Genomic DNA, 17169 nt, shown 5'->3' with positions numbered 1-17169 from the left:
GACCTCAAAACTATGAAAGTACGTGTACTGGGCTGCTCAGGAGCCATCGCCAAAGACTGCCGGACCACGTCTTTCCTGCTCGATCACGATATGCTGGTCGATGCGGGGACGGGGGTGGGCGACCTCACGCTGGACGAGATGCGCGGCATTGACCATGTCCTGCTCACGCACTCTCATCTGGATCATGTGGCCGCCTTGCCGCTGATGGTGGACGCGATCGCCGCGCAAAGGACGACGCCCCTACAGATTCACGCCTTGCAGGGCACGATTGATGCGCTGCGGGCACATATTTTCAACAACATCATCTGGCCTGACTTCTCAAGAATTCCAACGCCGGAGGCGCCCTTTGTCAGCTTCCATCCGCTGACGGTCGGCCAAAAGCTGCTGGTCGCCGGAAAACATGTAGAAGTCTTGCCGGCGGTGCACACCGTGCCAGCGGTTGGGTATGCGGTGGCTGCCGAGACCGGGTACTGGGTGTTTACCGGCGACACGGAACGCAATCCTGCACTGTGGGCGCGGATCAATCAGCTCAAGGTGGCGATGCTGGTCATCGAAACCGCCTTCAGCAACCGGGAGCGTGAGCTGGCCAAGCGTAGTTTGCATCTGTCGCCGCATGTCCTGGCGAGCGAACTCGATTGCATCGACAAAAGCCGGAATTATCCGATTTACATCACCCATACCAAGCCAGCGGAAACCGATTTGATCATGGCCGAGATCCAGCGCTTTGACCAGACAACCCCGGTCGGCCCCAATGGCACCCACGACATACGCTGGCTGCGGGCGGGTCAGGAGTTTGAACTATGACTGCCGTATTGCCGCGAGATCCCGAAGACCAGTTTTTTGTCTCGCAGAAGCTTCCGCCCCAGGAGCGCGGCGTCACGTTTGAAGTGCTGTATTTTCGCCAGCTGCAACTGGTGACCAACCGCATCCACGAAACCGAGAACATTGACCAGATCATGCTGGAGGCCAGCCAGGACATCTGCAAGTTGTTTAATGCGGACCGGCTGACCTTGTATGCGGTTAATGAGGACCGCAGCGCCATCATCTCCAAAGTCAAGACCGGCCTGAATACCAGCCGCGACCTGAAGTTGCCCATCAGCGTGCAAAGTATTGCCGGTTATGTGGCACTGTCCAGGGCCATGGTGAATATTGCGGATGTTTACGACGAAGACGCGCTTAAGAAGCTGCATCCGAATTTGAGTTTTTTGAAAGAAGTCGACAAACGCTCCGGCTACCGCACCAAACAAATGTTGGTCGCGCCGGTGATGGACGGAAACACCTTGTACGGTGTTTTGCAGGTGATCAATAACCGCAGCGACCAGCCCTTTGCCAAGCTGGAAGAAGAGGGTGCGCAGCAACTATGCAAGACGCTGGGGATTGCGCTTCGTCAGCGCATGCAGCGGCAGGAAGACGGTCTGCGGCGCAAAGCCACCAAATACGACGGCCTGCTGGCCGAAGGGGTGTTGTCGCCGGACGAGTTGCTGCAATGTCTTCACAAAGCGCGCGAAGAAGGTCAGTCGGTCGAGCATCTCCTGCTGACCCGCTACCGCATCCGCCCGGCGCAGCTAGGCGCTTCGCTGGGCAGATTTTTTGGTGTGCCGTACCAGGCGTTTAGCGCCGGGCGTATACGCTCCGAGAGCTTGCATGGCCTGCTCAAGCGGCACTTTATCGAGCAACAAGGCTGGATGCCCCTGGAAGAAACATCGGACGGGTTGACCATCATGTGTGTTGATCCCGAGGCCGTGCGTGGTGCGCGCGTGGTTCCGCAGGTGTTTCCGAAAATAGGCAAGTTCTTTTACTGTGTCACTACACAGACCGAGTTTGACGAGACCTTGGGTCAACTTTTCGGCGCAGGCAACGATGGCGGCTCGATCGACCAGTTGCTGGCCGACATGGACTCGCCGCTGGAGAACGATGCCCATGACGACTCCGCCCTGGAGTCGGCGGCGGCCGACAACGAACTGGTCAAGTTCGTCAACAAGGTGATTGTTGACGCCTACAAGCTAAAGGCGTCCGACATCCATATCGAGCCCATGCCGGGCAAGGCCAAGACCGGCATTCGTTTTCGCATTGACGGCACTTTGCAGCCTTACATCGAGGTGCCGGCCCAGTTTCGCCAGGCCATGGTCACACGGCTCAAGATCATGTGTGATCTGGACATTTCCGAAAAGCGCAAACCGCAGGACGGCAAAATCAAGTTCAAAAAATACGGGCCACTCGATATCGAATTGCGCGTCGCCACCATTCCTTCCTCCGGTGGAGTGGAAGACGTTGTCATGCGGATTCTGGCGGCGGGCGAACCGATTCCGCTCGAAAAGCTGGGACTGACGGCACACAACAAAGAGCGGCTCGAAAAAACCGTCTCCAAGCCCTATGGCCTGTTTTACGTCTGCGGGCCGACCGGTTCCGGCAAAACCACGACGCTGCATTCGATTCTGAAGTTTCTGAATACGCCGGACACCAAAATCTGGACCGCCGAAGACCCGGTCGAGATCACGCAAAAAGGCCTGCGCCAGGTTCAGATCAACAAAAAGGCCGGCATCGACTTTGCGCTGGTCATGCGTGCTTTTTTGCGCGCCGACCCGGACATCATCATGGTCGGCGAGTCACGCGACAAGGAAACCGTGTCCATGGGCGTGGAAGCTTCGTTGACCGGCCACATGGTGTTCTCGACCTTGCATACCAATTCGGCCCCGGAATCCATCACCCGGCTGCTGGACATGGGCATGGACCCCTTCAACTTCGCCGACGCTTTGCTCGGCATCCTGGCCCAACGCCTGGTTAAAAAGCTTTGCGACTGCAAACAAGCGTATCAGCCGAGTTCGCAAGAGCTCAAGGACTTCATCAAGGAATATGCCGAGGAGTTACGCCACACCGATGCCTGGAAAGCAGATGTCGGGGGAGAGTCGCAACTGCTGCTGGATGACTGGATGGACCGGTATGGCAAAGAAGGCCGGCTCACACTTTACAAAGCGGTCGGTTGCGACAAATGCAACCAGAGCGGCTACAAAGGCCGCATTGGCCTGCACGAACTGATGATTGCCGATGACGCGGCCAAAAAACTGATTCAGGAACGGGCGCGCGTTGCGGAGTTATTTTCAGCGGCGGTCAACAGCGGAATGCGCACGCTCAAGATGGACGGTATGGAGAAGGTTTTGATGGGCCTGACGGATTTGAAGATGGTCCGCTCCGTTTGTATCAAATGACAAAAATGTCATTTCATTTGATGTTGTGTGTCAGAAAAAATAACTATTTAGGTGAATGAACAGAAAATTGAGAACTAAATCGCACATTGCATGGCATGAATCGGGTGGCACGAAGTCTGCTCATGCAACTGTGTTAGTTTTTTTAATCAAGGAGTTTTTTCATGAAGCGTTCTATGCAAAAGGGTTTCACCCTGATCGAATTGATGATCGTCGTGGCGATTATTGGTATTTTGGCTGCAGTGGCTTTGCCTGCCTATCAGGATTACACGGTGCGTGCAAAAATGTCTGAAGCGATTCTGGCAGCCTCTGGTTGCCGTACATCCATCACCGAAACTGTGCAATCTTCTAGTGGTAACCTGCCAGCTGCGAACGCTTGGGGTTGCGAAGCTGGCGTCACGGATGCGTCCGGCAACGTCATCCCAAGTCCTTCGACCTATGTTCTATCCGTTGCAACCGATAACACTGGCCTGGTTCAGGTAACCACGCAGGGTATAAAAAATAAAGCGGATGGAACTGTAGGTGGCGTCGTTTCCTTGGCTCCCATGAAAAACACCAACGCTGGTGTTGGCGCCGGTACTGCTGCGCGGCTCGCAAATACCGATTTTGGTGTGACGATTTATCAGTGGCGTTGCGGCAACGCAGCCGATGGCACGACCGTAGTTGCAAAGTATTTGCCGGGTTCTTGCCGCGGCTAATGTGGTGCTGCATTGATCGTTTAATCAACACTGCATAAAACGCCCCTTCGGGGGCGTTTTTGTTTTCTTTTTTATTTTCACCATATGCACTACGCACCAGGGTTGATTTTATTGATGTGCAGTTTTTTGCAGAGCTCTAATGCGCTCCCGTGGAGAGCTGTGCACGGTGAAATTTTTGCTTTTTTAGCGGTACTGATGTGGGGCTGGGGTGTCAGGTGTCGCAACGCTGTTCCGGTGCGCTTGAACATGCCTGTCATTGCATTCCTTGGCATGGGCCTGCTTGTCGCGATTCAATATGCCACAGGGCAAATTGTTCTGAGAGGCGATGCTGCCGTTTTGCTGTTGTATGCCCTGCTGTGTATAGGCGCCTTGCTGGTTGCCCAACTGCATGGTGAGGATGTGGCGTGGCCCACCGCGCTGGCATCTGCGTTGCTTTTGGCTGCGCTGGCGTCGGCACTTGTTGCACTGATCCAGGCCTTAGGCGTGTGGACGGAGTCAGACTGGATATTGCGGCCACCCAGGTTCCGTCGCCCTGGTGCTAACTTTGGACAGGCCAACCATTTAGGGACCCTCTTGGTCATGGGGGCCGCCAGCTTGATTTACCTTGACCAGCGCTTTGGCATCAGCCGCCCCGTGATCTTGCTGTTAAGCCTTTTGCTGCTCGTGGGCATGGGCATTTCGGAATCGCGAACCGGCCTGCTCAGCGGCCTGATTTTATGCTTCTGGTGGTTTGCGCGTCGGCAGGTATTTATCCGTGCCTTGCGATGGCCGTGGGTGGTGATCGGTGTGTTGGCGCTCCTCACCAGCATGTGGGTGTGGCCAACTTTGATTACCCACATTCAAGAAGCAGGCCCTCTGCCTGAAGGGGGGGGGGGGACGATTAACACCACCGCCGGTGTTCGTGTGGAGGTGTGGCAACAATTATGGGAAGCGGTGTGGATAAAGCCTTGGCTAGGCTGGGGGCTTCTGGGTGTCCCCACCGCACACAATGCAGTGCTGCATAGTTACTCCAACAGCTTGCCGTTTTCCTACGCACACAACGTCATCCTGGACATGGCCATTGGTATGGGTCTGCCTTTGACAGTGTTCGCTCTATGTGCATTAGGCGTTTGGGGGGGGCGACGGGTGAGGTCTGTTCAAACGGTGGCTTCTTGGTATGCCGTAGGCTTGCTGATTCCCTTTGCGATTCACAGCTTGCTGGAGTACCCATTTGCCTATGCTTATTTGCTGGTGCCTGCCCTGCTGGCAATTGGCATGTTGGAGCAAAACTACGCTCTGCCTGCGGGAAAAAAGATCTCGAGAAAGGTTCTCGTCGGTGGTTTGATTATTTTTGGTTCGCTATTGGCGTGGGTGGGTGTGGAGTACCTGGAGATTGAAGAGGACTTTCGTGTCGCCAGGTTTGAGTCTTTGAATGTAGGTCAAACACCTGTTGGCTACGAGCGCCCAAATATTGTCCTGCTAACACAGCTCAGGGCCATGGTTGCGGCGACACGAACAACGCCAAGACCCCATATGTCGCATGAGGAAATCGACCTGCTTCGTACCGCCACATTGCGATTTCCTTGGGTGGCGGTTCAAAATTGCTATGCACTTTCCCTTGCCCTGAATGGCAGCCCACAAGAAGCTGTCCGACAACTCAAGGTCATGCGCGCCATGCATGGAGAAAAAGCGTACGAAGGAATCAAAGCCAAGTGGACAGAGCTAGCCAATACCACGTACCCGCAGTTGAAAGCGCTTGAGATATGACACCCACTTGTCAAGACAAAAGACGACAGTTTTTCCATCCTCCGCTCAAGACCGCAAAGTGCTCGCCATGATCCGATCCGCTCTGCATCGTAGTGAGGTCAGGTCTTGCAATCAAGAGTTTTGCCGAGCTGCGTCACGGCCCGGCCTGCTGCCGAATAGTGCACGGCCAAAGCTGTTGAATACGGCATGAAAGCGGTCGCTTGGTGTCCGAAATCGAGCGGAAATGGCGTGTGCTGGCCCTGGTGCACGCGTCCAGGCCGTGGTCGGCAGTGCAAGGATGAACGCGACGGTCGTGCTGCGAGAATTGGCCCTCTATGCCCATGTCGTTCGCGATCGGCGTCCATGTTGGTTCTGCCTCTTGCCGACGCTGAATGAATTCTTCCCTGCCGCACACATTGGGCAGTCGGCTGCTGCCGAATTCTCTGCTTGGCCTATGGCTGCTCCTGCCGTGGCTCAGCCCTTACACCGCGGGCCCCACGCCCAATGCCTGGCCATGGCTGCTTTCGGCACTTTGCGCGGTCATCGTGTGGCTGTTTCGGCGCTGGCTCAATGGTCCTCTAGTTGCTGGCGCTTGGCTGCTGGCAGCCAGTATGAGCGCCGTGCTGGGGCTGCTGCAGTATTTAGGGCTGGAGCAGGCCTTGAGCCCCTGGGTCAGCCAGACATTACCCGGTGAGGCCTTTGCCAATCTGCGCCAGCGCAATCAGTTCGCCACGCTGACCAGCATAGGCCTGGTAGCGTTGATTGCGCTGGCCGGATGGTCCACGCGAGCCGCGCCTGCCGCTCGTTTGCCAGGGGGATGGTTCAGTGTCGTGGCTGTGTTGTTGGCGCTGGGCAACGCCAGCAGCGGTTCGCGCACGGGTTTGCTGCAGTGGTTGCTGATCCCCTTGCTCACTGCCTGGTGGACGCTGCCGGGTCGGCGGCACTTGCTGGTGTTGGCGTTGCAGGCCTTGCAGGCCTTGCTGGCCTATGCGATCGCTGTGCTCAGCTTGCCCTGGTTGCTGGAACTGGTGAGCGGCACGCGTAGCGGCGGCTTGTTTGGCCGGCTGACAGAAGCGCCGACCTGCGAGAGTCGAAAAATATTGTGGTCCAACGTGTTGACGCTGATCACCCAAAAACCCTGGCTCGGCTGGGGCTGGGGTGAGCTGGACTACGCACATTTCATCACGGTGTACCAGGGTCCGCGGTTTTGCGCCATGCTGGACAACGCGCACAACCTGCCGCTGCAACTGGCCGTGGAGTTGGGCCTGCCCGCCGCCGTGGCGTTATGCGGCGGCGCCGGCTGGCTGGTCTGGCGGGCCCAGCCCTGGCGTGAAGCCGATGGGGGGCGGCAAATGGCCTGGGGCGTGCTGGCCGTCATCGGCCTGCACAGCCTGCTGGAGTATCCGCTGTGGTACGGGCCGTTTCAGCTGGCGGTGGGCCTGTGCCTGTGGCTGCTGTGGCCTTCAAGTCAAAAATTTAAGGAAAATAGGCCTCTAGCCCAATATCTGCAGGCATTAATTGCTGTCATTTTGATAGCTACTCTGGCATGTTTGGCCGTCAGCTATTACCGGGTCAGCCAGATTTACCTGCCACCGGAAGCGCGCAGCGCCGCTTACCACGCCGATACCCTGGCCAAAATACAGGGCAGCTGGCTGTTTCAAGATCAGGTTCGTTTTGCGGAGTTGAGCATCACCACGCTCAAGCCCGAAAATGCCCAGGCGATGCATGCCATGGCGCTTGAGCTGCTGCACTATTCGCCGGAGCCGCGGGTGGTGGAAAAGTTGATCGAAAGCGCCGTGATGCTGGGTCGTGATGAGGAGGCTGCGCAATATCTGGCGCGCTTTCGTGCCGCTTACCCTGAGGCGCATGCGCGCTGGCGCCAGGCCCATGCCGCCCCCTAGGCGCTCAGCCAACGGGGCCGACTGGTGCAAGCGCGCTCAGGGCTGCGCCAGGTAGCTGCCGGATTTCCCGCCATGCTTTTCCAGCAGCTTCACCTCGGTCATCGTCATGCCCCGGTCCACCGCCTTGCACATGTCGTAAATCGTCAGCAGGGCGATGTTGACGGCGGTCAGGGCCTCCATCTCGACGCCGGTCGGGCCGACGGTTTCAACGGTTGCCAGGCAGGTGATGCAGGTGTTGGCTGTATCGGGGGTGAAGTCCAGCGCCACATGGGTCAGTGCCAGCGGATGGCACAAGGGAATCAGATCACTGGTCTTTTTGGCGGCCATGATGCCGGCAATCCGGGCGATACCCAACACATCGCCTTTTTTGGCCGTGCCTTCCAGGATGATGGCCAATGTGGCCGGATGCATGACGATGTGGCCTTGCGCCACGGCCACGCGGTGGGTCGCGGGTTTTGCGGCCACATCGACCATGTGCGCCTGCCCTTGCCCGTCAAAATGTGTCAGTGGTGAAGTCGTGGTCATATAGTTGGTTACGAAACCTTTACAAGCATCCCTCATCATAAGAGCATGTCCGCAACCTTAATTTCTTCCTGGAAAAGCCGTTTTTCGGCCGCCGGCATTCATTTGGCGCTCAGCTTGGTGGTTGCGGCGTTGGCCGCATGGCTGGTTTTTGTACTTTGGTACCCTTACCCTTATCGTGATATTTCCGGTGGGCGAGAGCTGTTTTTTATCGTGATCGCCGTTGATGTGGTCATGGGCCCGTTGTTGACGCTGACGGTATTCAACCGCCGCAAGCCAGTCCGTGAGTTGCGTCGGGATTTGACGGTGATTGGTCTTCTGCAACTGACGGCCTTGACTTACGGTTTGTGGACGCTGTCCGTCGCGCGTCCGGTACATCTGGGATTTGAATTGGATCGGTTTCGCGTGGTACATGCGATTGATATTCCCGAGGAGGAACTCAACTTGGCGCCTCCTGCGTTTCGGCAGCTACCATGGACCGGACCGACCTTGCTGTCGGTGCGTGACTTCAACAGCGAAAAAGAAAGTTTTGAAGCCACACTGGTCGCCCTGAAGGGGGGTCCTTTGAGCGCCAGACCTGAACTCTGGCAGAGCTACGAAAACGCCAGGCCAAAAATCGTCAAAGTGGCGAAGCCGCTGAGGGATTTGAAAAACCGTTTTCCCGCGCAGGTGAACGTGATTGATGCGGCCTTGAAGTCCGACTCCGGCAACAGCAACGCAACCCGATTGATTGGCTACGTTCCCATGGTGGGAGGTGACAAATTCTGGACAGTTTTGCTGGATATCAATACCACCGAGGTGATTGCTTTTGTTCCCATTGATTCCTTCTAATTTTTTTAAACAAAAAAGGCGCTTTTGGGGCGTCCGTGTTGCGCTGACTGCTGTCGCTTTTGTGGCGTCTGCCAACCTCTCGCAAGCTCAGACGCCGGTGCGACCCAGTGGCGCGCTGCCGGCGCTGGGGGACACCTCGGAGTTGGCGGTCAGTGCGGAGCGGCGACTGGGCGACCGGATTGCCACCAGCATTTACCGTGACCCGGATTACCTGGACGACCCGGTGCTGGGCGACTACCTGCTGAGTATCTGGCGGCCTTTGATGGTGGCGGCGCGGGCGCGTGGCGAGCTGGGGCCCGAGCTGGAAGAGCGTTTTGCCTGGGACATCATGCAGATCCGCAACCGCACCATCAATGCCTTCGCCTTGCCGGGCGGCTACTTGGGCGTGCACCTGGGGCTGATCAGCGCCGTGGAAACCCGGGACGAGCTGGCCTCGGTGCTGGCGCACGAGTTGAGCCACGTGACGCAGCGCCACATTTCCCGGCTGATGAGCAAACAAAGCCAGCAAATGCCCTGGCTGATTGCGGCCATGATTTTGGGCGCCCTGGCCGCCAGCAAAAACCCCGATGCGGCCATGGCCACCATTGCCGGTGGCCAGGCCATGGCGGTGCAAAACCAGCTCAATTTCTCGCGCGACATGGAGCGCGAGGCCGACCGGGTCGGTTTTGGCGTGATGGCCGATGCCGGTTTTGACAAGCAGGGTTTTGCCAGTATGTTTGACAAGCTGCAGCAGGCCTCGCGCCTCAATGACAACGGCTCCTACCCCTACCTGCGCAGCCATCCGCTGACCACCGAGCGGATTGGCGACGCCAAGGGCCGCTTGCAGCTGGACGCGGGCAACGCCGCAGCCGCCACGGCGCCAACGGCGGCGCAGGCGGCCAACGCCCGCGTGGTGCACGCCATGATGGCCGCGCGTGCGCGCGTGTTGGGCGACAGCAGTGTGGATGGTTTGCGTACTCAGCTGGCCGAAGCTCAGCGGGTGTCGCTGCCGGCTGGTGCGGCCTTGAGCCCGCGTGATGCCGGCGCCTTGTATGGCGGCGCCCTGGCGGCCAGTCAGAAGCGCGATTACACCTTGGCGCGCAGCCTGGCTGCCAAACTGAAGTCGGCCACGACCTCCAACCCGTCGGCCGCCGAGATCGCGGAATGGCTGGCGCTAGAGGTGGAGTTGGCGTCTGGCAACACGGCGGGTTTGGCCCCGCTGGCGAACACCGGCAGCCGTGCGGCGGTGTGGCTGCAGTCCCGGGCCGATCTGGCGGCGGGCCGCGCGCAGGACGCGTCCAACCGGCTGCAAAGCTGGGTGGCCAGCCACCCCAAAGATGCGATGGCATGGCAATTGCTGGCCACGGCTTATGGCAAGGAGGGGCAGACCCTGAGGGCGATCCGGGCCGATGCCGAGAGCCGCGTGGCGCAGCTGGATTACGGCGCGGCGCGTGACCGTTTCAAGGCGGCGCAGGATTGGTTGCGCAGCAACCGCGACAACAGCGGGGCTGGAAGTCACATCGATGCGTCCATCATCGACACGCGGGCGCGCGAGATCGACCAGTTACTCCGAGAACAAGCGCTCCAGGAGCGCGTCGATCGCTAGTTGCAGCGCCGAATAAATCAGCGAACCAATCAGCGCTGCGAAAAACCCCGTGACCTGCAGGCCGCCTATCAGGCTGGCCGCGGCCCAGAACATCAGGGCGTTGATGACAAACAGAAATAGCCCCAGGGTCACCAGTGTCACCGGCAGGGTCAGCAGCACCAGCACCGGCCTGAGCACGGTGTTGAGCGCGCCTAACACCGCCGCGGCAATCAGCGCCGAGGTGAAGCTGGACACCACCACGCCGGAATAAATATACGCCACCAGCAGCAGGGCGGCGGCGCTGAGAAGCCATTTAACAATGAGTTTCATGGTTGCAAGAATAGCACCATGGCACGACCTGCCTGCCGCGAATTGGGCAAGGCGGGCCGTGACTGGAACGGAAGGCGGGTGTTAGTCCGCAGCCAGCAGCACGCCAGCGCCTGCCACCACCGCGGCATAACCCCAGACGCCTTGTGCTTCCTGGGGTTGTTGGTGGGTAACGGGTGGCAAATCCTGGCCCAGTTTGGGACGTCGGGCATCCAGCACGCGTGCAACGCCGTACTGGGTGATCAGTGCATCCGTCAGGTCGCACAGGGGGCCACGCGCGACCTGGGTGATCACCGAATCGCCCGGACCTTGCAGCAGGGGAATGATCTGGGCAAAAACTTTTTCGGCCCACTTACCGCGCCAGCTTTGGCGGGCGCTGTTGGTGACCCACTTGCTGACGTGGTGTGTGATGCGCGGCGCGCAGCCCACCACAATCCAGCGCGTGGGTGTACGTGCCTCTCCGGACGGCAGCATAGGCGTCAGCATTTTCAAGGCGTAAGCGGCTTCATCGATGTAAACGATCATGTTGTCCATAAAGTTCTCCTTGGTTTTACGTGCTATGTGGACTCTCTGGCTGCGCGGCAGGGGCCGTTCTGGCCCCTGCGATTGCTCTGATGTTTATTCAGCGATGAGTTTGTCGCCATGGCTAGACTTGGCGCGGCGCGTGGCCAACCAGCCGCCGCCCAACACACCGGCCACAGCCAGGGCATACGTGCCCCACTGCGCGACGCGCTGCATGGTTTCCGTCGCTGTCGCGGGGCCACCGTAGATGGCGTCCAGCAGGGGCTCGCTGACAATCATCTTGGCGGCGGTAAAGGCCAGCACGGCGGCACCGATGCCGATGATCATGGGGAAACGCTCGACCAGTTTGAGCACCATGGTGCTGCCAAACACCACGATGGGCACGCTGATCAACAGGCCGATGATGACCAGGTCAAACGCACCGTGGGCCGCGCCTGCGACACCCAACACGTTGTCGATGCCCATCAGCATATCGGCCACCACGATGGTTTTCATGGCACCCCAGAAGGTGTTGGCCATGGGGCCTTGATGCTCCTCACCGCCCTGGTCAGCCAGCAATTTGTAGGCAATCCACAGCAGTCCCAAGCCGCCGACCAGCATCAGGCCTGGCACCTTCAGCAGCCAGACCACACCGATGGTCATCGCCGAGCGCACGACGATGGCACCGACGGTGCCCCAAATGATGGCTTTGCGTTGCAAATCTTTGGGCAGGCTACGCGCGGCCAACGCGATCACAATGGCGTTGTCGCCGGCCAGTACCAAATCAATCAGGATGATGGCCAACAAGGCCGACCACCAGGGTGTAGAAAAAAGTTCCATGATCACAGACTCCAAAATCCGAGTTTCGACATGGAAATCCGCAGGCGGATTTCCGGGTTTCGTAGAAACTGGACAGGTCAGTGAGTGGTGCAACACGCAGGTGCCGCGAACGCCTCGATCAAACCTGTACAGGTTTCAATCGAAGGTCTGGCTCGACATGCAGTGTCTGTGCATGTCCAGTAAGCCGGAAGTGTGAACTTCGAATTGACGACTTACTGAAGCGATTTTGCTGTTGTGATGTTATATCTTGTAATGCAGCAAAACGAGGGAGTTACTCCCCTTCGGAATCTGTATTCTAACGAAGGAATCGGGCGGATGGCAAGTTCGGCGCGGCAAGATGGGGCCGGAAGACCCTTTTGCGGGCAAGGCCGCCGCCGGTCTCGCCGATAATTCAAGCTCTGGTTCTGGCAAATCCTTGCCCTTGTCATCTGCGCAGACTCGCCCCCGCCTGTTGTTCGCTGTATTACCCCCCCTATGCCTGGCATCCACATCACCGATATTGAAGCCGCCATTAACTATTGGCGCGAGAAAAAGCCCTCGCCGGACGGCGTGACGCTGGCGCCCGAGTTGCGCGTGTTGGCCGAGGTGTATGCGCTGATGGTTTTTTACCATGAGGACGAGGCCGACGAAGCCGGTTTTCCGTCCCAGGCGCTGGCGGCCTGGCGTACCTGGTACGACACCACGGCCGACACGCCCTGTATTGCGATCTGCTCGACCAGCCAGGGCGACGAGATGTGCAAGGGTTGCGGCCGCACCTTTGAAGAGGTTCAGCGCTGGCCCGAGATGAGCCCGGCCGCCAAACGTGTCACCTGGCGGCGTATCACGCAGGAAGACACGGCCTGGCGCTTTGGCCGTTATGCTGACCGTGCGCTGGAAAAAAAGAACCCGCCGCCGGATTTGATCTGATTGAGTGGTTTCTTAAGCTTTTTAGGCCTCCAGCCCGGACGGGGTCAGCGCAAGCAGCTATCAATTCAGGAGTAAACTGGGCCATGCTCAGACTTGCCCGCGCGCCCAACATCGCCATCGCCACCTTGTGGGCCGATGCCTTGCAGCAGGCCGGCTTCTCGGCCAGTGTCCAGCGTTACTTTTTGAGCAGCGTGGCCGGCGAGTTGCCACCCGACCAGTGCCAGCCCGAAGTCTGGTTGGCCCATGACCACGAAAAACCGCAAGCCCAGGCCTTGTTGCACAGCCTGCAAAACCCGCCGCAGCGGCACTGGTTGTGTGTCTGCGGCGAAACCGTCGAAGGTGGTTTCGAGCAGTGCTGGCACTGCGGCGCCGACATGCCGGCATCTGCCTAAAACGGGACGGCCCTCGCATTTGTAAGCCGGGGCCGCGGAACCGGCTTTGCCGGGCCGCAGGCGCAGCACCCCCTCGGGGGGCAGGGAGCTACGCGCAGCGAGCGACCGTGGGGGCTTGATTAAACCCGCTTGGCCAGCGCCGCCGCCATACCGACATAGCTGCCCGGTGTCATGGCCAGCAGGCGTTCTTTTTCGGCTTCGGGGATTTCCAGCGAACGAATCAGCCCGTGTAAGGCTTCGGCGGTCACGGTTTTGCCGCGTGTGACTTCCTTGAGTTTTTCGTAAGCGCCTTGCACGCCATAACGCCGCATCACGGTCTGGATCGGCTCGGCCAGCACTTCCCACGCATTGTCCAGGTCCTCGTCCAGCGCTTCGCTGTTGAGTTCCAGCTTGCCCAGGCCCACACTCATGGAGCTGTAGGCCAGCACGGCATAACCAAACGCCACACCCATGTTGCGCAGCACCGTGCTGTCGGTCAGGTCACGCTGCCAGCGGCTGATCGGCAGTTTTTCGCTGAGGTGGCGCAGCAAGGCGTTGGCCAGACCGAGGTTGCCTTCGGCGTTTTCAAAATCAATCGGGTTGACCTTGTGCGGCATGGTGCTGGAGCCGATTTCGCCTTCTTTCAGGCGCTGCTTGAAATAACCCACGCTGACATAACCCCAGACATCACGTGCGAAGTCGATCAGGATGGTGTTGGTGCGCGCGATAGCGTCAAACAGCTCGGCCATGTAGTCGTGCGGCTCGATCTGGATGCTGTAGGGCTGGAAGGTCAGGCCCAGGCCTAAGGGCTCGGGCGACTCGATGACGCGGCGGCTCAGCGCCTCCCAGTCGAAGTCCGGCCAGGCCGAGAGGTGGGCGTTGAAGTTGCCGACGGCACCGTTCATCTTGGCCATCAGCTGGACCGACGCAATACGCTCGCGGGCCACGGCCAGGCGTGCCACCACGTTGGCGATTTCCTTGCCCACGGTGGTCGGGCTGGCGGTCTGGCCATGGGTGCGGCTCAGCATGGGCTGCTCGGCGTAGCGGTGCGCCATCTCGCGCAGCTGCGTGATGACCTTGTCCAGGGCCGGCAACAAGACCTGCTCGCGGCTGCTTTTGAGCTGCAAGGCGTGGCTGGTGTTGTTGATATCTTCGCTGGTGCAGGCAAAGTGCACAAACTCGCTGGCGCTTTGCAGCTCTGGCCGGGCTTCGAACTTGGACTTGATCCAGTATTCGACCGCCTTCACGTCGTGGTTGGTGGTCTTTTCGATCTCCTTGATGGCCGTGGCATCGGCGTGGGAGAAATGTTTGACCAGTCCCAGCAAGTAAGTACGTGCTCCGGGGCTGAGGGGCTTGAATTCGGCAAATCCTGCATCCGACAGCGCGATAAACCAGGCGATTTCGACCTGGACGCGGCGGTGCATGTAACCGAGTTCCGACATCAGGGGCCGCAAGGGGGCGAGTTTGGCGGCATAGCGGCCGTCCAGCGGGGACAGGGCGGTGATGGTGAAGCTGGTAGACGGGTTCATGGGTCAATTGTAGGCCGCTCACTTGGGACCCATGCGCCGGCCGATGACCGGCGCTTGGGCGCGCGGTGGGCGCTTCCCGCCAATTTCAGGTCAGGCCGGTTTCTGGCCACGGCTTACTCGATAGAATACAAAAGACTTCGTCCCACGATACAAAATATATGAAACTCATCGGATCCCATGGCAGCCCCTATGTGCGCAAAGTGCGCATTGTGATGGCCGAAAAAAAGCTCGACTACCAGTTCGTGCTGGAAGACGTCTGGGCGGCCGGCACCACCATGTCCGAATTCAACCCGCTGGGCAAAGTGCCTTGCCTGGTCATGGAAGGTGCCAACGGATCGGAAGAAGCCGTGTTCGACTCGCGAGTGATCGTCGAGTACCTGGACACCTTGTCGCCGGTGGGCAAGCTGATCCCGGTGCAAGGCCGCGAACGGGCCGAAGTAAAAACCTGGGAAGCCCTGGCCGACGGCCTGATGGATGCGGCCATTTTGGCCAGGCTGGAAGCGACCTGGTCTGGCCGCGAAGAGCAGCAGCGCAGCCAGGCCTGGATGGACCGCCAGATGGGCAAGATCGAGATGACGGTGCGGGCCATGAGTACCGGCCTGGGCGACAAGCCTTTTTGCAGCGGCATTCATTTGAGCCTGTCCGACATCGCCGTGGGTTGTGCGCTGGCTTACCTGGATTTCCGTTTTGCGCAGATCGACTGGCGCACGCCCCACCCCAACCTGACACGCCTGTACGACAAATTGATGCAGCGCCCCAGCTTCATCGATACCCAACCCCCTTCTCCCTGAGTTTTAAGGGGAGGAGAGGGCTGTAGCCCATGTGTGACGGGCGCAAGATGCTATAAAAATAGGAGCAGCCATGCGCAAGCTCTCCAAGCCAGCCGGGGCCGCGGATCTGGCTTCGCCAGTCCGCAGGCGCAGCGGCCCCCTAGGGGGCAGGGCCTTACACCAAGTGAACGCCCGTGGGGGCAATCTGTTTTTTGAGCCAGCGCATCAGGCTGCCCAGCAGCGGCAGCTTTTCATACAGTTCTTGCGCCGCATCCCAGTAGTCGCGGTGGTAAGTCACCAGGCCCGCGTTATTGAACTTCAGGTGCGAGCTGCCGCGAATGGTCTGCAGCACGGCGGGCTTGTGGTTTTTGAAGTGGAACTCGAAGTCCCAGGTCAAAAAACACTGGGTGCCCTCGACCACCTGGCCGGTCACCACAAAACGCGGCTTGTCCAGCGCCACATACATGTGGCGAAAGATGTGCTGCACCGCAGCCAGTGTATGCACCTCGTTGAAGGGGTCCTTGAAATAAACATCGGCGGCGTACACCGTGTCCATGTGTGTCACGCTGTCCTCGCTCAGGCTTTCAAAAAAATGCACCAGGTGTTCAACTGCGGGGTGGTTCATGGCTTGCTCCACAGGCCGGTGAATTTGCGCACCGCCGGAAAATACAGGGCATAGGGCAGCAGGCGCAGGGTTTTCATCCAGCGTGTGAAACGTTTGGGAAAGTGGATGTCGAATGCGCCGCGCGCCCAGCCGGCCAGAATTTCCGTGGCGGCTTCTTCGGGCCGGATCAGCGCCGGCATGGGGAAGGTGTTTTGCGCCGTCAGCGGTGTTTCCACAAAACCCGGGTTGACCAGGCTCACCCCCAGGCCGCTGCTGTGCAGATCGCCATACAGGGTTTCGGCCAGGTTGATCAGCGCCGCCTTGGTGGGGCCGTAGGCCAGGCTGTTGGGCAGGCCGCGGTAGCCGGCCACGCTGCCGGTCAGACAGAGGTGGCCGCTGCCGCGCCGCAACAGCGCCGGCAGCACCGCGTCCAGCAGATACAGCGCGCCCAGGTAGTTGACCTGCTGGTGCCTGAGCATGTTCGCCAGGTCAAAACCGCTGGCGTTTTGCGCCTTGTAATAACCCGCGCAATACATCACCAGATCCAGCGGGCCGCGGGCCAGCACGGCCTGGGCCGCAGCCGCAACGGCGGCCGGGTCCGTCACATCCAGCGGCAAAGCCACCGCGCCCGGGTGGCTGTGTACAAAGGCCTCCAGCGCCGCGCGGTTGCGGGCCGACACAAACACCGTTGCCCCCTGCGTATGCAAGGCGTGGGCGGTGGCCTGGCCGATACCGCTGGAGGCGCCGACCAGCCAGACGGTTTTGCCGCGCCAGTCGGTGAGGGGGGGGTTGTAGGGCATGGTGGGACTTGTTATAAAAATGATAGCTGCTTACGTATATAAATAAAGGGCTGGAGCCTCTTTTTGCTTGAATATTT

Annotated in this window: 17 protein-coding genes; 10 read left to right on the top strand and 7 right to left on the bottom strand. The window is 59.3% G+C overall.

Annotated features, from left to right (window positions below; all coding sequences use genetic code 11):
• Positions 1 to 12: 12 nt before the first annotated feature.
• The 5 genes from R6254_RS00890 to R6254_RS00870 all read left to right on the top strand — a co-directional run bounded on the left by R6254_RS00890 (position 13) and on the right by R6254_RS00870 (position 7527).
• The gene (locus R6254_RS00890; protein WP_318403714.1) at positions 13 to 804 is read left to right on the top strand and encodes an MBL fold metallo-hydrolase; all 792 of its coding nucleotides are present in this window, start codon (positions 13 to 15) and stop codon (positions 802 to 804) included.
• A complete protein-coding gene (locus R6254_RS00885; RefSeq protein ID WP_318403713.1) occupies positions 801 to 3206 on the top strand; it encodes a GspE/PulE family protein in 2406 nt (801 codons plus the stop codon). Before R6254_RS00890 ends, R6254_RS00885 begins: the two co-directional genes overlap by 4 nt.
• Before the next feature lie 161 nt (positions 3207 to 3367).
• Entirely contained in the window at positions 3368 to 3901 is a 534-nt protein-coding gene (locus R6254_RS00880; RefSeq protein WP_318403712.1) for a pilin, read from the top strand.
• 84 nt (positions 3902 to 3985) lie between these two features.
• The gene (locus R6254_RS00875) at positions 3986 to 5647 is read left to right on the top strand and encodes a PglL family O-oligosaccharyltransferase (protein ID WP_318403711.1); all 1662 of its coding nucleotides are present in this window, start codon (positions 3986 to 3988) and stop codon (positions 5645 to 5647) included.
• Between the two features lie 590 nt (positions 5648 to 6237).
• The gene (locus tag R6254_RS00870) at positions 6238 to 7527 is read left to right on the top strand and encodes a PglL family O-oligosaccharyltransferase (protein WP_318403710.1); all 1290 of its coding nucleotides are present in this window, start codon (positions 6238 to 6240) and stop codon (positions 7525 to 7527) included.
• Between the two features lie 36 nt (positions 7528 to 7563).
• Here the strand turns inward: R6254_RS00870 and moaC are convergent, their stop codons facing one another.
• Positions 7564 to 8052, bottom strand: coding sequence for a cyclic pyranopterin monophosphate synthase MoaC (gene moaC, locus R6254_RS00865; protein ID WP_318403709.1), 489 nt, complete (start codon positions 8050 to 8052; stop codon positions 7564 to 7566).
• A 45-nt stretch (positions 8053 to 8097) separates the two neighbouring features.
• On the opposite strand from moaC, the gene tfpZ reads away from it, so the two are divergent.
• Both tfpZ and R6254_RS00855 read left to right on the top strand, forming a co-directional pair.
• Positions 8098 to 8880, top strand: a complete 783-nt coding sequence (gene tfpZ / locus R6254_RS00860) for a TfpX/TfpZ family type IV pilin accessory protein (RefSeq protein WP_318403708.1) — start codon at positions 8098 to 8100, stop codon at positions 8878 to 8880.
• A 61-nt stretch (positions 8881 to 8941) separates the two neighbouring features.
• Positions 8942 to 10465, top strand: coding sequence for a M48 family metalloprotease (locus R6254_RS00855; protein WP_318403707.1), 1524 nt, complete (start codon positions 8942 to 8944; stop codon positions 10463 to 10465).
• Here R6254_RS00855 and R6254_RS00850 read toward each other — a convergent pair.
• From R6254_RS00850 to R6254_RS00840, 3 genes are all read right to left on the bottom strand, one after another.
• Positions 10424 to 10774, bottom strand: a complete 351-nt coding sequence (locus R6254_RS00850) for a phage holin family protein (protein WP_318403706.1) — start codon at positions 10772 to 10774, stop codon at positions 10424 to 10426. The two genes, R6254_RS00855 and R6254_RS00850, sit on opposite strands and share 42 nt — an antisense overlap.
• 81 nt (positions 10775 to 10855) lie before the next feature.
• Positions 10856 to 11305 carry a hypothetical protein gene (locus R6254_RS00845; protein WP_318403705.1) on the bottom strand — a complete coding sequence of 150 codons (450 nt, stop codon included), beginning with the start codon at positions 11303 to 11305 and terminating at the stop codon, positions 10856 to 10858.
• 84 nt (positions 11306 to 11389) lie between these two features.
• The gene (locus tag R6254_RS00840) at positions 11390 to 12112 is read right to left on the bottom strand and encodes a TerC family protein (protein ID WP_318403704.1); all 723 of its coding nucleotides are present in this window, start codon (positions 12110 to 12112) and stop codon (positions 11390 to 11392) included.
• A gap of 474 nt (positions 12113 to 12586) precedes the next feature.
• Between R6254_RS00840 and R6254_RS00835 the strand changes: the two genes are divergently transcribed.
• Together R6254_RS00835 and R6254_RS00830 are read left to right on the top strand one after the other, a co-directional pair.
• Positions 12587 to 13018 (top strand): DUF3717 domain-containing protein, encoded by a 432-nt coding sequence (locus R6254_RS00835; RefSeq protein WP_318403703.1) that lies wholly within the window; start codon positions 12587 to 12589, stop codon positions 13016 to 13018.
• An 83-nt stretch (positions 13019 to 13101) separates the two neighbouring features.
• Positions 13102 to 13410, top strand: coding sequence for a DUF2007 domain-containing protein (locus tag R6254_RS00830; RefSeq protein WP_318403702.1), 309 nt, complete (start codon positions 13102 to 13104; stop codon positions 13408 to 13410).
• A gap of 119 nt (positions 13411 to 13529) precedes the next feature.
• Here R6254_RS00830 and purB read toward each other — a convergent pair whose 3' ends face one another.
• A complete protein-coding gene (gene purB, locus R6254_RS00825) occupies positions 13530 to 14918 on the bottom strand; it encodes an adenylosuccinate lyase (RefSeq protein WP_318403701.1) in 1389 nt (462 codons plus the stop codon).
• Between the two features lie 158 nt (positions 14919 to 15076).
• Here purB and R6254_RS00820 point away from each other — a divergent pair, with 158 nt between their 5' ends.
• On the top strand, positions 15077 to 15709 hold the full coding sequence (locus tag R6254_RS00820) for a glutathione S-transferase N-terminal domain-containing protein (RefSeq protein ID WP_318403700.1): 633 nt from the start codon (positions 15077 to 15079) through the stop codon (positions 15707 to 15709).
• 154 nt (positions 15710 to 15863) lie between these two features.
• Here the strand turns inward: R6254_RS00820 and R6254_RS00815 are convergent, their stop codons facing one another.
• Together R6254_RS00815 and R6254_RS00810 are read right to left on the bottom strand one after the other, a co-directional pair.
• Positions 15864 to 16313: a nuclear transport factor 2 family protein gene (locus tag R6254_RS00815; RefSeq protein WP_318403699.1), complete on the bottom strand. Its 450-nt coding sequence runs from the start codon at positions 16311 to 16313 to the stop codon at positions 15864 to 15866.
• A complete protein-coding gene (locus R6254_RS00810; RefSeq protein ID WP_318403698.1) occupies positions 16310 to 17092 on the bottom strand; it encodes an SDR family NAD(P)-dependent oxidoreductase in 783 nt (260 codons plus the stop codon). Before R6254_RS00810 ends, R6254_RS00815 begins: the two co-directional genes overlap by 4 nt.
• Between the last annotated feature and the right edge of the window lie 77 nt (positions 17093 to 17169).

Source organism: Polaromonas potterensis, from assembly GCF_033446725.1.
In the GTDB taxonomy this organism is placed as follows: domain Bacteria; phylum Pseudomonadota; class Gammaproteobacteria; order Burkholderiales; family Burkholderiaceae_C; genus Polaromonas.
The sequence above is the reverse complement of the archived record's forward strand: the minus strand, read 5'-3'. Positions and strand labels throughout refer to the sequence as shown.

Bases quoted from the DNA above. Each gene is read 5' to 3' on its own strand.
- R6254_RS00890 (WP_318403714.1), top strand. From the start codon at position 13: ATGAAAGTACGTGTACTGGGCTGCTCAGGAGCCATCGCCAAAGACTGC.
- R6254_RS00885 (WP_318403713.1), top strand. From the start codon at position 801: ATGACTGCCGTATTGCCGCGAGATCCCGAAGACCAGTTTTTTGTCTCG.
- R6254_RS00880 (WP_318403712.1), top strand. From the start codon at position 3,368: ATGAAGCGTTCTATGCAAAAGGGTTTCACCCTGATCGAATTGATGATC.
- R6254_RS00875 (WP_318403711.1), top strand. From the start codon at position 3,986: ATGCACTACGCACCAGGGTTGATTTTATTGATGTGCAGTTTTTTGCAG.
- R6254_RS00870 (WP_318403710.1), top strand. From the start codon at position 6,238: ATGAGCGCCGTGCTGGGGCTGCTGCAGTATTTAGGGCTGGAGCAGGCC.
- moaC (WP_318403709.1), bottom strand. From the start codon at position 8,052: ATGACCACGACTTCACCACTGACACATTTTGACGGGCAAGGGCAGGCG.
- tfpZ (WP_318403708.1), top strand. From the start codon at position 8,098: ATGTCCGCAACCTTAATTTCTTCCTGGAAAAGCCGTTTTTCGGCCGCC.
- R6254_RS00850 (WP_318403706.1), bottom strand. From the start codon at position 10,774: ATGAAACTCATTGTTAAATGGCTTCTCAGCGCCGCCGCCCTGCTGCTG.
- R6254_RS00845 (WP_318403705.1), bottom strand. From the start codon at position 11,305: ATGGACAACATGATCGTTTACATCGATGAAGCCGCTTACGCCTTGAAA.
- R6254_RS00840 (WP_318403704.1), bottom strand. From the start codon at position 12,112: ATGGAACTTTTTTCTACACCCTGGTGGTCGGCCTTGTTGGCCATCATC.
- R6254_RS00835 (WP_318403703.1), top strand. From the start codon at position 12,587: ATGCCTGGCATCCACATCACCGATATTGAAGCCGCCATTAACTATTGG.
- R6254_RS00830 (WP_318403702.1), top strand. From the start codon at position 13,102: ATGCTCAGACTTGCCCGCGCGCCCAACATCGCCATCGCCACCTTGTGG.
- purB (WP_318403701.1), bottom strand. From the start codon at position 14,918: ATGAACCCGTCTACCAGCTTCACCATCACCGCCCTGTCCCCGCTGGAC.
- R6254_RS00820 (WP_318403700.1), top strand. From the start codon at position 15,077: ATGAAACTCATCGGATCCCATGGCAGCCCCTATGTGCGCAAAGTGCGC.
- R6254_RS00815 (WP_318403699.1), bottom strand. From the start codon at position 16,313: ATGAACCACCCCGCAGTTGAACACCTGGTGCATTTTTTTGAAAGCCTG.
- R6254_RS00810 (WP_318403698.1), bottom strand. From the start codon at position 17,092: ATGCCCTACAACCCCCCCCTCACCGACTGGCGCGGCAAAACCGTCTGG.